The sequence below is a fragment of the Nocardia anocheti genome (assembly GCF_029675105.1).
Lineage (GTDB): Bacteria > Actinomycetota > Actinomycetes > Mycobacteriales > Mycobacteriaceae > Nocardia.
On sequence record NZ_JAQQFV010000005.1, the window covers coordinates 529,510 to 543,869 of the forward strand.

Annotated in this window: 12 protein-coding genes; 6 read left to right on the top strand and 6 right to left on the bottom strand. The window is 66.8% G+C overall.

Annotated features, from left to right (window positions below):
- The first annotated feature begins 209 nt into the window (after positions 1 to 209).
- The 3 genes from nrdH to nrdE are packed head-to-tail and all read left to right on the top strand — an operon-like array spanning position 210 to position 3,077.
- On the top strand, positions 210 to 443 hold the full coding sequence (nrdH, locus tag QC180_RS16425) for a glutaredoxin-like protein NrdH (protein WP_278263596.1): 234 nt from the start codon (positions 210 to 212) through the stop codon (positions 441 to 443).
- 22 nt (positions 444 to 465) lie between these two features.
- Positions 466 to 936 (top strand): class Ib ribonucleoside-diphosphate reductase assembly flavoprotein NrdI, encoded by a 471-nt coding sequence (gene nrdI / locus QC180_RS16430; protein WP_278263597.1) that lies wholly within the window; start codon positions 466 to 468, stop codon positions 934 to 936.
- Positions 937 to 947: 11 nt separating this feature from the next.
- Positions 948 to 3,077 (top strand): class 1b ribonucleoside-diphosphate reductase subunit alpha, encoded by a 2,130-nt coding sequence (nrdE, locus tag QC180_RS16435; protein ID WP_278263598.1) that lies wholly within the window; start codon positions 948 to 950, stop codon positions 3,075 to 3,077.
- Positions 3,078 to 3,916: 839 nt separating this feature from the next.
- On the opposite strand, the gene QC180_RS16445 is transcribed toward nrdE, so the two are convergent.
- The gene (locus tag QC180_RS16445; RefSeq protein WP_278263599.1) at positions 3,917 to 4,369 is read right to left on the bottom strand and encodes an RDD family protein; all 453 of its coding nucleotides are present in this window, start codon (positions 4,367 to 4,369) and stop codon (positions 3,917 to 3,919) included.
- 219 nt (positions 4,370 to 4,588) lie between these two features.
- Here QC180_RS16445 and QC180_RS16450 point away from each other — a divergent pair, with 219 nt between their 5' ends.
- Positions 4,589 to 4,747, top strand: coding sequence for a hypothetical protein (locus tag QC180_RS16450; protein WP_278263600.1), 159 nt, complete (start codon positions 4,589 to 4,591; stop codon positions 4,745 to 4,747).
- 19 nt (positions 4,748 to 4,766) lie between these two features.
- On the opposite strand, the gene QC180_RS16455 is transcribed toward QC180_RS16450, so the two are convergent.
- The 5 genes from QC180_RS16455 to QC180_RS16475 form a co-directional block, all read right to left on the bottom strand.
- Complete coding sequence (locus QC180_RS16455) at positions 4,767 to 6,263, bottom strand: endoglycoceramidase I (protein WP_278263601.1); 1,497 nt, start codon at positions 6,261 to 6,263, stop codon at positions 4,767 to 4,769.
- A 135-nt stretch (positions 6,264 to 6,398) separates the two neighbouring features.
- Positions 6,399 to 6,872 carry an RDD family protein gene (locus tag QC180_RS16460; protein WP_278263602.1) on the bottom strand — a complete coding sequence of 158 codons (474 nt, stop codon included), beginning with the start codon at positions 6,870 to 6,872 and terminating at the stop codon, positions 6,399 to 6,401.
- A 10-nt stretch (positions 6,873 to 6,882) separates the two neighbouring features.
- Positions 6,883 to 10,122, bottom strand: a complete 3,240-nt coding sequence (locus QC180_RS16465) for a CHAT domain-containing protein (protein WP_278263603.1) — start codon at positions 10,120 to 10,122, stop codon at positions 6,883 to 6,885.
- Positions 10,119 to 10,781 (bottom strand): TRADD-N-associated membrane domain-containing protein, encoded by a 663-nt coding sequence (locus tag QC180_RS16470; protein ID WP_278263604.1) that lies wholly within the window; start codon positions 10,779 to 10,781, stop codon positions 10,119 to 10,121. Before QC180_RS16470 ends, QC180_RS16465 begins: the two co-directional genes overlap by 4 nt.
- 137 nt (positions 10,782 to 10,918) lie before the next feature.
- Positions 10,919 to 11,911 carry an LLM class F420-dependent oxidoreductase gene (locus tag QC180_RS16475; protein WP_278263605.1) on the bottom strand — a complete coding sequence of 331 codons (993 nt, stop codon included), beginning with the start codon at positions 11,909 to 11,911 and terminating at the stop codon, positions 10,919 to 10,921.
- Positions 11,912 to 12,107: 196 nt separating this feature from the next.
- On the opposite strand from QC180_RS16475, the gene QC180_RS16480 reads away from it, so the two are divergent.
- Both QC180_RS16480 and mgtE read left to right on the top strand, forming a co-directional pair.
- Positions 12,108 to 12,587, top strand: a complete 480-nt coding sequence (locus QC180_RS16480) for a hypothetical protein (RefSeq protein WP_278263606.1) — start codon at positions 12,108 to 12,110, stop codon at positions 12,585 to 12,587.
- Between the two features lie 327 nt (positions 12,588 to 12,914).
- Positions 12,915 to 14,360: a magnesium transporter gene (mgtE, locus tag QC180_RS16485; RefSeq protein WP_278263607.1), complete on the top strand. Its 1,446-nt coding sequence runs from the start codon at positions 12,915 to 12,917 to the stop codon at positions 14,358 to 14,360.

The following is a 14,360-nucleotide window of genomic DNA, read 5'->3' on the forward strand; positions in this document are numbered from 1 at the left end:
ACACCTTGTGTTGTTCCAATCTGTCGGCCACTAGGTGTAGTGTCTTCGGTACTGGAAGACGGTGTGAAGCCACCACTGATCGGGCCCGAGGGAAGGGGTTACGAGCAGGGCTTTCTTCGCCAGATCCAGGAGTTTGCGCAGCATCACCCGTTCGTGCACTGCATACGGATCACAGGCTGTGGATCAGGCATAGGAGAGGGAGAACCCAGATGACTGTCACCGTGTACACCAAGCCCGCTTGCGTCCAGTGCAATGCCACCTACAAGGCGCTCGACAAGGCCGGGGTGGAGTACGACATCATCGACATCTCCGAGAACGCCGAGGCGCGCGACTACGTCATGGCGCTCGGGTACCTGCAGGCGCCGGTCGTCGTCGCCGGTGAGGACCACTGGTCGGGCTTCCGTCCCGACCGCATCAAGTCGCTGGCCGTCGCGGCCGCCTAGGACTTCGCCGGAAGGAGGCGCCATGCCCGAGCGGAGCACTCCGGGCGGGCTGGTCTACTTCTCCAGCGCTTCGGAGAACACCCATCGTTTCGTCGAGAAGCTGGGCCTCCCGGCCACTCGACTACCACTGCACACCGCTGAATCGCTGCGCGTCGACGAACCCTACGTGCTGATCACCCCCACCTACGGGGGCGGTCGGCACGTCATGGGTGGACAACGGTCCGACAAGGACCTCGTACCGCGGCAGGTCGCCAAGTTCCTCAACGACCCGCACAATCGCGCCCTGCTGCGCGGGGTGATCGCGGCCGGTAACACGAACTTCGGCGATACCTATTGCGCTGCGGGCGACATCATCTCGCGAAAATGCGGGGTGCCGTACCTGTATCGCTTCGAACTCATGGGAACCGCTGAGGACGTCGCGCGCGTCCGAGAGGGATTGGGATTGTTTTGGCAACAGCAACCACAGCACCGGCAGGCAAGTCAGCCCGTCTAGAGCAGGCCGCGGTGCGCGCCGACGCGGGTGAGGTCCTGGACTACCACGCCCTCAACGCCATGCTGAACCTGTACGGCCCGAACGGCGAGATCCAGTTCGACAAGGACCGCGAGGCGGCGCACCAGTACTTCCTGCAGCACGTCAACCAGAACACGGTCTTCTTCCACAACCTGGACGAGAAGCTCGACTACCTGGTCAAGGAGAACTACTACGAGACCGAGGTGCTCGACCAGTACGGTCGCCCCTTCGTCAAGAAGCTGTTCCAGCAGGCCTACGCCAAGAAGTTCCGGTTCCCCACCTTCCTCGGCGCGTTCAAGTACTACACCTCCTACACCCTCAAGACCTTCGATGGTAAGCGCTACCTCGAGCGGTTCGAAGACCGTGTCTGCATGGTCGCGCTGACCCTCGCCGCCGGTGACGAGGTCCTGGCCAGCAAGCTGGTCGACGAGATCATCGACGGTCGCTTCCAGCCCGCCACCCCCACCTTCCTCAACTCCGGCAAGAAGCAGCGCGGCGAGCCCGTGTCCTGCTTCCTGCTGCGCATCGAGGACAACATGGAGTCGATCGGTCGCTCGATCAACTCCGCGCTGCAGCTGTCCAAGCGCGGCGGCGGTGTCGCCTTGCTGCTCAGCAACATTCGCGAGCACGGCGCGCCGATCAAGAAGATCGAGAACCAGAGCTCGGGTGTCATCCCGATCATGAAGCTGCTGGAAGACTCGTTCTCCTACGCCAATCAGCTCGGCGCGCGCCAGGGCGCGGGCGCGGTGTACCTGCACGCCCACCACCCCGACATCTACCGCTTCCTCGACACCAAGCGCGAGAACGCCGACGAGAAGATCCGCATCAAGACCCTCTCGCTGGGCGTGGTGATCCCCGACATCACCTTCGAGCTGGCCAAGAAGAACGAGGACATGTACCTGTTCTCGCCGTATGACGTCGAGCGCATCTACGGCAAGCCGTTCGCCGATGTCGACGTCACCGAGAAGTACTACGAGATGGTCGACGACAAGCGCATCCGCAAGTCGAAGATCAAGGCGCGCGAGTTCTTCCAGACCATCGCCGAGCTGCAGTTCGAATCCGGCTACCCGTACATCATGTACGAGGACACCGTGAACCGGGCCAACCCCATCGCGGGCAAGATCACCCACTCGAACCTGTGCTCGGAGATCCTTCAGGTCTCCACCCCCTCGGAGTTCAACGACGACCTCTCCTACGCCAAGGTCGGCAAGGACATCTCCTGCAACCTGGGCTCGCTCAACATCGCCAAGGCGATGGACTCGCCCGATTTCGGTCAGACCATCGAGACCTCGATCCGCGCGCTCACCGCCGTCTCGGACCAGACCCACATCTACTCGGTGCCCTCGATCGAGCAGGGCAACAACGAATCCCACGCCATCGGCCTCGGCCAGATGAACCTGCACGGCTACCTGGCGCGCGAGCGGGTCCACTACGGCTCCGAAGAAGGTGTGGACTTCACCAACATCTACTTCTACACCGTGGTCTACCACGCGATCCGGGCCTCGAACCTGATCGCCAAGGAGCGCGGCAGCGCCTTCGGCGGCTTCGCCGAGTCCAAGTACGCCTCCGGCGAGTACTTCGACAAGTACACCGAGCAGGCATGGGAGCCCAAGACCGACAAGGTCCGCCAGCTCTTCGCCGACGCCGACATCCACATCCCCACCCAGGACGACTGGCGCGAGCTGAAAGCCTCGGTCCAGGAATTCGGCATCTACAACCAGAACCTCCAGGCCGTCCCGCCCACCGGCTCGATCTCCTACATCAACCACTCCACCAGCTCCATCCACCCGGTGGCGTCCAAGATCGAGATCCGCAAGGAAGGCAAGATCGGCCGCGTCTACTACCCGGCCCCGTATCTCACCAACGACAACCTCGAGTATTTCGAGGATGCCTACGAGATCGGTTACGAGAAGATCATCGACACCTACGCGGCGGCCACCCAGCATGTGGACCAAGGCCTGTCGCTGACCTTGTTCTTCAAGGACACTGTCACCACCCGTGACCTGAACAAGGCTCAGATCTACGCCTGGCGCAAGGGAATCAAGACGCTCTACTATATTCGTCTGCGTCAAATGGCATTGCAGGGGACTGAAATTGACAATTGTGTCTCCTGTATGCTATGACCACGCGCTAGTATAAAACTCGGTGCGGAGGTTTGATGGGCAAGCCGACTGATGGTGTGATCTATGGGATTCGTCTCCGCACCGAGTATGACTATCGCTATATCGGGCTGACGACGAAGTCGGAGCAAGTGCGTCTCCGCCAGCATTTCAAGGAAGCCCGTGCGGGTCGAAAGACTCCGCTGTATGACTGGCTGCGCAAGCAGGATCGCGATGCCGTGATAGCGGATGTCCTGGAATGGGTGTATGGCCTGAAGAATCTTGGTCGCGCTGAGATTGCGTGGATTGCCTATCTTCGGAAAGAAGGCCAGCCATTGCTCAATCTGGCAGACGGCGGACTCGGGCCTATTGGTGTGATCTGGACCCCGGAAATGCGTGAGGCCGCGCGGATCAGGTCGACCGGACGTCCGGGTGTCAGCCGGTTCGGCGACGAGAATCCGTTTTACGGCGGGACCCACTCGGCTGTACAGCGGGCAAAATGGTCGGCCGAACGCAAAGGTACATACCAAGGGGAAGCCAACCCCAACTACGGGAAGTTCGGTTCGGATCACCCGGGGTTCGGTCGGGTGATGTCGGAGGAATCGCGTCGGCGACTGTCCGAGATGAGAACGGGCTCCGGTAACCCGAACTACGGGCGGACGGCCAGTGCCGAGACCGGGCGAAGATGTCTGCCGTTCGGAAAGGTCGACCGATGCCGTCGAGCAGGCGAAGCGCGCACACCCGCTACCACACGAACATGGGCGTGTTCAAAGAGTCTTGTGCGCATTGCGTCGAGGACCGCGCACACCGGAACAATTCACATCCCGAGACCGAGAGCTGAATCGGATCAAGGTCCGGGTGCGTCAGCCGATACTGTCGAAGATGTCGAAGCAGCTCCAGCCGCCGCGGAACCACTGGGTGATCAGCTGCCAGGTGGACGGGTAGGTGCCGTCGGGGTGGCGTAGGCGCAGGCCGAAGGAGCATTTGCCGATGGTGGTGCGAGTGAGTCGCTGGATGACGGTGCGGTGCAGGAACGAGGCGCCGAGCCAGGCGGCCAGGCCGTAGAGGACGGCGGTAGGGCCGGAGGCGAGGTACCAGGCGGTGGCTCCGACGGCGGCGTGCAGGGCCATGTCGATGAGGAAGGCGGCGATCACGCCGGTCTCCGCGCCACTGGATGTTGTTCCGGTGAGCGGGAATTCGTCCGCGCGGCGGGCCGGTGCGGCGGGTTCGCGCGAGACGTAGGTCAGTCGTCCGTCGGCGGTGCGCTCGTATCGGCCGTTTCGCGCCGCGGGCCGGGTCGGTGCTGCAGTGCTCATGAGCTCAGCGTGGCGCACCCCGCTTAACGAACACCCACTGCCGACCTTGTCGTCGTGATCGCTTGTGCCGCAAGCTCGCTCGCAACAGCCGCTGTTCCCGCCGCTCGGCACCGCGGTGGGCTGGACCGGGGTGCTCGGGTTCGGTAGGCCGAGTACGGCCGCGAATACAGGCCCTTCGAGGACGACGGCCTGCCTGACGGAGAACATCTGCGCCCGTGGATGACCCAGCGTTTCCGTGCGGAACTGGAGCACAGTGGTCGGCCCTACGTCCTGCTGACCGGCCCGCCCGAGCGGCGTCTGGCCTACGCGGTGGCTGCGGTAGACGACTTGCTCGCGCGCGGTTGGGGAATCACCGATCCGCTCCCGGAGAAGCGCTAGCCCCAACCGCACGCGCGGATCAGCCCGCCGACCCGGTCGACCACGGGAACCCCGACGCCGATCCGGTGCCACCGCCTGACGGCAGTTCGGCGCCCGACGAACCCGGCCGGTGGATCTGGACGGTGACCGGATCGGTGCCGTCGGCCTCCACAGTGACGATGCGCGCTCCGGCGGCGGAGGTCACCCGGCCACCGGTGATGCGGACCTCGTAGCCGTCCGGATACGCCAGGTCGGAGACGTAGATCTCGGTCGGTGCCGAGGCCGCACGCGGCCGGTAGCGGTACGCGAAATCGCCGGTGGCGGAATCGAAGACCATCTTGTCCGGCGTACCCGCCGTGGCCTGCGGATAGGTGCGGACGAGTTGCTTGCCGAGTTCGCCGCGGAACGGATCACCGTCACTCGCGCTGTAGTGCCAGTAGTGCCAGCCGACGAAACGCTCGTCGGCGCGGGACACGGTGTTGTGCAGCACGGTCGGATCGCCGTCACCGAATTCGGTGACCAGCGTGGGGATGTCGGTGCGCGCGGTGAAGGAGTCGATGTTCGCCCAGGTCTTGTCCTGTTGCACCGGGCAGACCGCGCGCAGTTCCTCGGGCAGGTCGAGGTAGATGGCCAGCTGGCTCGGGATGCAGTAATCGTGCGGGGAGAACACGATGTTCGGGCTGGTGATCGGTGGATTCTTGCCCAGATGGCTGGGCATGGTCTCGTTCCAGGTGACATTCGGCTCCCAGAACACCGGCACCGCCGCATTGCGGGCCCGCACCGCGTCGGTCAGGTGTTGCAGTGCGCGTTGGTATTTCGCGTCGAAGTCGGGACAGCCGTTCGGGAAGCAGGTGAGAAACGGGGTGCCGGGCCAGGGCTCGTTGAGTAGTTCGATGCCGAGCACGCTCGCGTGTCCGTTCATCCGCTCGGCCAGGGCGCCGAGCGCGGTAGCGAGATGGTCGAGGACGCCGTAGGTGTTGTTCCAGACCTCGTCCCAGCCCGCGTTCATGCTCGGCATCAGGTAGTACAGCGGGAAGCCGGGGTTCGGCTCGCCGTCGCCGGGCCTGGCCCTGATCGCCCACTCGGGAAAACCGTTGCCGCCCCAGATGTTCGAGAGGCCGTCCTGATGATTGTCGAGCAGGGTGTAGATGCCGTGCGCGGCGAGCGTGTCCACGACGGTCTCGACCCGGTCCAGGTACGCGGTGTCGACCACGCCCTCGGTGGGCATCAGGCCGTCGAAGGAGACGCCGAGGCGCACGGTGGTGAAGCCGTGCCGCGCCAGGATCGCCGCCGACGCGTCGGTGAGTGTCATCCCGTCGCCGGGCTGTAGGTACGGCGCGGACTTGTCGACATTGTTCACTCCGTGCAGCAGCACGGTGCGCCCGTAGCCGTCGATCAGCTCGGCGCCCCGCGCGTGGAGGGGCGTGAGCCCGGGTTCCGCCGCGACCGGGGAGCTCCCCGCCATCGCCATCCCGGCGACCAGCGCCAGTGCCGTCATCCATCGCACGGCTCGGCCGCGCCTGACTGTCTCGATCATCCGCGTCCCTCGACTCCGCAGATGGACAAGCGTTCATTTGAACGCATGTCCAGTTCCATTGGCGAGTGAACATAGCCGGAGATCATCGGTGTGGTCAAGGACACATCGACGAAAATCTCCGCCGGAGCGCGACTCTCAGGGCAGGGACACCACTTCGCCGATGGTCCGCAGCAGCGTGGTGAACCACCGCGCGATCAACCGTTCCAGCGAAGGTGCGCGGCCGTCGGGATGGCGCAGGCGAAGACCGAACAGCGCAGTGCCGAGCGTGGCCCCGGCGAGCGTCTGGACGACTGTCCGGTGGACGAACGACGCCGCGATCCAGGCGAGCAGCCCGTACAGAATCGCCATCCCGGCCCCGGCGGGCCGCAGCGCCAGCCACACGCCGACGCCGATCAGAATGTGCAGCGACCAGTCGATCAGCACGGCGGCGACTATCGCGGGCACCGGCTTGCTGCCGTCGGATCGGCTGGTGGACAGGCTCTTCGGGCTCGGGACGGGTTGGCCGTCGGCGTCGAGCTCGGGTTTGAGGCTCAGCGTCCCATCGGCCCGTCGTGGATATCTCTTCGCCAGCGCCGCCGCCTCGCGCCGCTCCGCCCCCGGATCGCTCATATCCACCAGACTATTCCGCTGGCGGGCGTCGAGCACCCGCTGTCCGGGTGGCGACGAAGGCGGACCAGTTGAGCGGGTGGGTTCGTGGATCTCCGGTGCGCTGCCAGCGCTGTAGGCGGTCGCGTCCCATGGCCTGGACCGATTCCGGGAATCCGTGGGTGTCGGTCGACTCCACGAGTTGTGCGGCGGCACTCCACATTCCCTCCGTGTTGGGCAGTGGCCAGACACTCGACACGATCGAGCCGACGCCCGCCGCCAGCGCCGCGGTGGCCAGCCCCAGCGGTTCCAGCGCCCTGGTGGCGAAGCTGTCGCAGCCGATCATGATCAGCTCGTCGGCGGCGGGGAAGGTGGTGTGATCCTGGAACCACTCGGCGGCCGAGACCGTCCCGTCGGCCAGCACGAAGGCGGCCTGACCGGGGGACATGCTGTTGGCGAGCGAGGCGTGACCGGCGAAGACGATCTTCCTCGGCGGGCGCTCGGTGAGGGTGTCCCTGATGTTCTGTCGACTGGATCGCGTCGGCTGGTGCGCGCTGAGCCGCGTATGTGCCCAGCGTGGGAGGTGGTCGCCGACGAAGACCGAGCGCAGGTCGCGGGGGAGGGGGATGGCGCGGGGTCGGCGGCCCAGTAGACGTTCACCGCCGGGATCGAGGATGAGCGCGCTGCCGGTGGCGTTCTCGCGATGCGGGCGGGCCCTGGCCAGCAGGACCGGGGATGGGCAGTAGTTCAGGGCGCAGTGATCGTGGATACGGGTGCGGCCGTTCGGGAGTGGAAGGAGCCCGAGGGGGAGTTGGGCGGTCAGCCAGGTCGGTTGCACGAACAGGGTTGTCGGATCGGGGGATTCGATCAGGAAGGTGGCGATGGTCTCCGGGAGGAGCGCTGCGGCCAGCTGGTCGGCGAGTGCCTGTTCCTCGGCCGGTGTCACGGCGAGTGCCTCGTTGATGGCGGCGCGGTAGTCGGTGCCGTCCTCGCGGGTGGCCAGGGGGAGGACCTTGCGGTAGGCGGTGATCGCCTCGGTCACCGCGGATTTCGGTGTGCACGACGCCTCGTGTGCGCCGGTGCTCGTCACGACGGCGTGGTAGAGGCTGTCGCCGCGCTCCCATTGTGCCCACCAGATCCAGCGTGCGGTTCCGGCTTCGGCGGCCAGCCTCGGCAGGGAGAACGCGGTGTCGCCGTGTTCACCGTCGGTGAGTGAGACCGAGATCGGCGGGCTCAGGGGAATGTGGTGGTGGCGTGCGTCTTCGATGAGGGTCTGCTCGCCGGAACCACCCAGAAGATCGGCGATCTCGGCGGCGACGGCGGTGTCGACCGGCTGGGGGAGATGATCATCGGGGCGGACTTCGGCGAGCTCGTGCCGGGCGGGTGTGCTCTGCGAAGCTCCCTCGATGATGAGCCCGATGATCGCGAGTCGCGATTGTTCGCTGGCGAAGGCCGCTTGTAATGCTATGTGCCGCAGGAACTCCACCTGCCCGAGCAGTCCGGCACGCCATGTGGTCATGTCCTGTCTCGCCCACCAGGCCGCGTAGCCGGACAGGACCGTCACCGCGATCTGGAACGCGTCGTGCGGGTGCTTGTCGTGGACGTCATGGAGGAACTTGTTGACGGTCACGATCTTTCCGTCGAAAGTCTGATCGAGCGTCGCCGACATCATGACATCGCGATACTCGCTGAAATCTATCTCGCCGCAGCGGAACAATGCCTGTCCGAGATCGGCGCGGATCTCGATCGCCTGCGTGTAGTCCTTGCGGCGCAGGCAGAGATCGATCGCCGCGGTCAGGACTTTGGTCGCCGGGAGATACGCGCCCTCCTGCGTCCAGCGCTGTCCGATCGCGGACAGACAGCGAGACAGATCGCCCCACGCACCCGCCCGTCGAAATCCCTCGGTGGCCAGAATCAGATGGAATCGGGCGTTGTCCGGTGCGCTGTCCTGGGTCATGCGCGAGATCAGCAGATCGACCTCGGCGAGCCATCGCGTGTTGTTCACGGCCACGGCCTTCTCGCGCAGTGCCCAGAGTTCTTCCTCGGTGACGTGGAGACCCAAATGGCTGAGGATGTCGATCCTGGCCCACAGGACCGCGAGCTCGCGAAAAGATGAGGTGTCCAGTTCGGCGATCGAACCCAGGCATTCGAGCGCCTGGCGATACATGCCGATCTTGTGCAGCACGAAATAGCCGCACCACAGCAATTCCACTTTGATCTTCGGGTACTTGCCGATGTCGGGGTCGGCGAGCGCCTTCGCGACGAGGTCCACGCCTTCCCGCATCGCCGAGGCGGTGTCGGCGCGGGTGAGGCATTCCGCCTGCATGGCCCGCGCAGCCAGCCGATACTCCGCGTGTGGCGAGGCTTTGGCCACCTGGGCGCATATCCTCGCCTCGGTGCCGAGGGTGGAGAGATCGCGACCGAGCAGCCCGAGGGTGCGCATCAGACGCAGGACCAGCCAGTGGTGGCCTTGCGACGACAGCAACTGCACCAGCGTGCGCAGTTCCCGATAGGCGATATCGCGATCGGGCGTCGAATCGGCGAACTCGGCGAACTCGTCCGCGATCTGGCCCGCTCGCTGGTGATCGCGGTGGCGCAGCGCCCGGCGGATCTTGCGAGCCACCCGCACATGCGCCCCGCGACGCATCGGGGACGGGACCACGATGGGGCTCCCGTCGCAGTGTGGCGCGTGGTAGCCGTGCTCGGTGGCCAGCAGTTCGGCCAAGACGCCGTGCCGGGGGTAGGTGCCGGTGAGGTCGATCAGGTAGCGGATGATCGGGGCGCGCGCCGGGGAGATCTCGACATCGCTGTTGGACAGCAGGTGCGGCTGCCGGTAGTCCAGCACCAGGCCGACGACGTCGTGCAGCACGGACAGCTGGGTGCACGCGTCGATATCCGCGCACTTGCGCACGGTGTCCAGCAGTCGCCGAGCCACGGCGTCGTCGTCGCGGTGGAACCCATAGGCCGCTTCCAGCAGCAGATGGGCGGCCATATGCGTGTCGTTGTTGTACCGGTGCAGGTAGTACGCGGTGCCCACGAGCCAGTGCTGTGAGGAGTCGGCGCCGAAAGCCGCGCGCAACGCCGACATCTCGGCGAAGCGCGCGGCGGGTGGGGTCGCGAACGTGAACGCGGCGGGGCGGGCCCAACGCAGCGACGACGCGGGACCGTCGAAAAGCTCGCCGCCCTCAGTGAGGGCTTCGGTGAGCAAGCGCCCGGACCAGACCGCCAACCGGCGCCCCAGCCACACCGCCCCTCGGCGTGGCACCGACGTCACGGCTGACCCTGGCCTGCCTCACCCTCGGTGTCGATGCTCTCGGCCATCCGCCAGATCTCCTGCCCGCTCAGCTCCGGAAACGCGGTGCTGAGCAGCACGGCGGTGGCGAAACGGTCCCGCGAGCCCGGGTCGAGGATCGTCGCCGACATGCGCAGGGCCTCCGCCCGCGCGGCCGTGGTCGCGATCCGGTCGGCGAACCTGTCGGCGCGCACGCTCGCGCCGCGTGATTGCCAGAACAGCAGACCGCTGGCGGCGCCGGGCAGCAGACCGGCCGCCACGGTGGCGAGCCCCTGCGGGTCGCCGGGATCGCCGGTGAGCAGCCCGTACATGATGACGCCGATGGCGATGGCGCCGCACAGCAGGCTGGCGATCGTGGTCAGCCGTTGCTGCTGCTGGGCGCTGGCGTGGTTGGCGATGTCGAGGTCGGAGCGCTTGCGGGCGGCGGCCTCGAGCCAGTCGTGTGTCCACTCGGCGGGACGGTCGTCGGCGCTGAGGACCGGCGCCTCGGTGTTCTCGCCGCCCTCGGCGATGACCTGGGTCAGATGCTGGACGCGGGTGCGGGAGCGGCGGGCCTCGAGTAGCTGCAGCGCTGCCGCGTAGGCGGCGCCGAGAACGGTCGAACCGGCGGCGAACAGTTCGACGGACAGGATCTCACTCATTCCGGGTCCCTTCCGGACCTGGGGAACGGCAGGTCCAGAAGGGAGATCCGACCGATGGTCACGGGTGTTACCGTGCGGCGGCGTGTTCCGATTCGTACGGCGTGTTCACCGAAACGACTGTCCACCAGCGCATCCGCTCACCGCAGCGCCGGGATGACCTCGCGCTCGAACAGCTCGATACCGGAGGTGTCGTAGGCGGCCTCGGGGAAGTTGACGATGGTGTACGCCAGGCCGAGATCCCGGACGGCGGAGAGGCGTTCGACGATCTGTTCCGGGGTGCCGGTGGCCGCGCTGGTGGCGAACTGTTCGCGCACCCTGGTCTCGGCGGCCTCCGCGCCGAGGAACGGGGTGAGGCGGTCGACGACGGCGGCGAGGCGGTCGGCGACCTCGGCCTCGGTCGAGCCGACGACGGCGTTGAAGTTGGAGCTGCGGGTGATGGCGGCGAAATCGGTGCCGACCTCGGCGCAGTGCTCGGCCAGGATCGCCGACTTGCGGGCGAATTCGGCCGGGTCGCCGCTGAAGTTGGTGTAGTCGGCGTACTTGGCCGCGATGCGCAGTGTCTTCTTCTCGCCGCCACCGGCGACCCAGATCGGAATCCCGTTCTCCTGCAACGGTCGTGGGTGCACGATGGCGTCGTCGACCTGGTAGTACCTGCCGTCGAGGGTGGCGCGGCCGGTCTGCCAGGCCTGGCGGAAGATCTGCACGCCCTCGTCGAGGCGGCCGAGGCGTTCACCGGCGGAGGGGAAGCCGTAACCGTAAGCGCGCCATTCGTGTTCGTACCAGCCGCCGCCGATGCCCATTTCGACGCGGCCGCCGGAGATGAGGTCGACGGTGGCGGCGACCTTGGCCAGGTAGGCGGGGTTGCGGTAGCTCATGGCCGTACACATCTGGCCCAGCCGCACGCGCGAGGTGGTGGCCGCGAACGCCGACATCAACGTCCACGCCTCGTGGGTCGCCTCGTCGGTGGGGACCGGGGTGGTGTGGAAGTGGTCGTAGACCCAGATCGACTCCCAGTCGGGGACGCTGTCGAAGCGCTGGGCCAGCTCGCGCATCACCGCCCACTGGTCCGCCGGTTCGATATCGACCAGGTCGAGTCGCCAGCCCTGGGGGACGAAGATGCCGAAGCGCACAGGTTTCTCCTCGGTGTGAGTGACGGGAACCGCTGCCCCCACTGTCCCCACTGTCGCGCCGCCGGGCAACGGTTGCGCGCGCGCCGCGCCGAATCCCGGACCGGCGGATATGGGCGGAAAACCACTTGGCGCCAGGCGCGGGGGAATGCGATCCTGGAACCCGAATATGAATGATCCGACACCACCATGCCTCGGCGTGGATTTCGGCCGGGTGATCCAGGGCGCCGCCCTCACTCCCGGCACCGCAGACACACCCTTCCTCTCCGGTGGCCTCGCCGAAGCGATGCGCACCCCACCCACCACCGACGCCTTCGATGTCCTGGCCGCGTTGGTGCCCCGTTTCGAGGGCCGGGTCTGGGTGATCTCGAAATGCGGTCCCCGCATCGAGCAGCGCACCCGGCAATGGCTCGACCACCACGATTTCGCCGCGCGCACCGGCATTGCCCGTGCGCATCTACGGTTCTGCCGCACGCGCGCCGGGAAGCTGCCGCACTGTGGCGAGCTGGGCATCACACACATGATCGACGACCGGCTCGACGTCCATCGCCACCTGCGTGGACACGTCCCACACCTGTACCTGTTCGGCGCGCAGGCCGCCCCGGCCCCCGACTGGGTGACCCACGTGCCGGACTGGCGGGCGGTGGAACGCGCCCTCGGCGCCGACCTCCCGGGGTGAGCGGGGCCACTGTGGCCAGTGGTACGGCAGTGCCAAGGTGAAACGTCGGCGGATCGCATGTACCCTACGAAGTGAAGGATGTCCGGCCGCGGGTCGGCAGCGACGGCGAGGAGGTGGTGTTGTCATGCGCAGCGAACCCCCCAGTCGAAGGCCGCGCGGCGTCGCCCCTTCGTCCTCGTACTGATTCCCGGCCCGTTCGAGCCGGTCGTGCGTGATGGCCGTGGTGGTGGACGCCCGCGGTGTGTGCCACCGTTCCCCGATCCACACTCGTAGCATTCCCGCGCCGTTGTCGCCGGAGTGCGCGCCCGCGCGCCAGAGGACTGTCCCATGTCGCAGACCGATCTCGTCGAAGTACGTCACGTAACCATCGATCCCGTTGTGCCCGAAGCTGTTTCGGACCAGCGCGGCACCGAGGACCACTCGGTGACCGAGGCGCTGGCGATCCTGTCCGAATCGGTGCGCGACATCGTCGAAACCCACCGGGTCGCCGGGGTGATGGACTGGCTGGACAACCAACCGCCGCACGTCATCGCCGACGCGCTGGCCCGCATGGACGCCGTGCAGGCCGGGGTGGTGTTCCGCCTGCTGGACAAGGATCGCGCGATCACCGTGTTCGAGGAACTCGAGCCGGTCGACCAGCAGCAGATCCTGCAGGGCTTGCGGGAGAAGAGCTTTCGCGACCTGGTCGAGGCGATGGACCCCGACGACCGCGCCCGCATGCTGCGCGAGGCACCGGCCAAGGTCGCCAAGAAGGTGCTGGCCGGACTGAGCCCGCGCGAGCGGCGGATGACCGCCGCGCTGCTGGGCTACCCCGAGGGCTCGGTCGGCCTCTACATGACGCCCGAGGTCGTCGCCCTGCCCGACAACCTGACCGTCGCCCAGGCCCTGACCTGGGTGCGCGCCAAGGGCGGCAACGCCGAGACGGTGTACACGCTGCCGGTGGTCGACAACGGCCGCAAGCTCACCGGCATCGTCGAACTGCGCGAGCTGGTGCTGCACGCGCCGGAGGCGAAGGTCAGCGACCTCGTCGTCACCGAACCGCCGTTCGTGCGCGCGACCGACTCCGCGGAGAAGGCCGCGCGCCTGATGAGCTCCACCAACGACATCAACCTGGTCGTCGTCGACAGCGAGGACCGAGTGGTCGGGCTGCTCACCATCGACGACGCGGTGGAGGTGCTCGAGGCCGCCGACAGCGAGGACGTCGCCAAGCAGGCCGGTTCGGCGCCCTGGGAGGGCCACTACATGGCCGCCGGGGTGTTCCAGCTCGCGCGCTACCGGGCGCTGTGGCTGATGCTGCTGCTGTTCGCGGCCACGCTGACCGTCAGCGTCACCGACGTGTTCGCGGCGACCCTCGAGCAGGCGGCCAGCCTGGCGCTGTTCATCCCGCTGCTGATCGGCGCGGGTGGCAACGCGGGCGCGCAGGCCGCGACGGCGTGCGTGCGCGCGCTGGCCGTCGGCGAGGTGCGCGGCTCTGACCTGTTCAAGGTGATCTGGCGGGAATGCCGGGTCGGGCTGGTGCTGGGCGGGATGCTCGCGGCGGCCGGGCTATTGATCGGCACGCTGTTCGTGGGGCCGAAGATCGCGGTGGTCGTGGCGATCACGCTGGTGATCATCTGCGGCTGGGCCGCGACCATCGGCGGCACGATGCCCCTGCTGGCCAAGCGGGTCCGGATCGACCCCGCGGTGGTGTCGGCGCCGATGGTGACCACCCTGGTCGACGCGACCGGGCTGATCATCTACTTCACCACCGCCAAGCTGGTCCTGGGGATCTGA

What these genes read in the sequence shown, in the direction of transcription:
- nrdH (WP_278263596.1), top strand. Translation starts at nt 210, where the DNA reads ATGACTGTCACCGTGTACACCAAGCCCGCTTGCGTCCAGTGCAATGCC.
- nrdI (WP_278263597.1), top strand. Translation starts at nt 466, where the DNA reads ATGCCCGAGCGGAGCACTCCGGGCGGGCTGGTCTACTTCTCCAGCGCT.
- QC180_RS16445 (WP_278263599.1), bottom strand. Translation starts at nt 4,369, where the DNA reads ATGAGCACTGCAGCACCGACCCGGCCCGCGGCGCGAAACGGCCGATAC.
- QC180_RS16470 (WP_278263604.1), bottom strand. Translation starts at nt 10,781, where the DNA reads ATGAGTGAGATCCTGTCCGTCGAACTGTTCGCCGCCGGTTCGACCGTT.
- mgtE (WP_278263607.1), top strand. Translation starts at nt 12,915, where the DNA reads ATGTCGCAGACCGATCTCGTCGAAGTACGTCACGTAACCATCGATCCC.
- QC180_RS16450 (WP_278263600.1), top strand. Translation starts at nt 4,589, where the DNA reads ATGACCCAGCGTTTCCGTGCGGAACTGGAGCACAGTGGTCGGCCCTAC.
- QC180_RS16460 (WP_278263602.1), bottom strand. Translation starts at nt 6,872, where the DNA reads ATGAGCGATCCGGGGGCGGAGCGGCGCGAGGCGGCGGCGCTGGCGAAG.
- QC180_RS16455 (WP_278263601.1), bottom strand. Translation starts at nt 6,263, where the DNA reads ATGATCGAGACAGTCAGGCGCGGCCGAGCCGTGCGATGGATGACGGCA.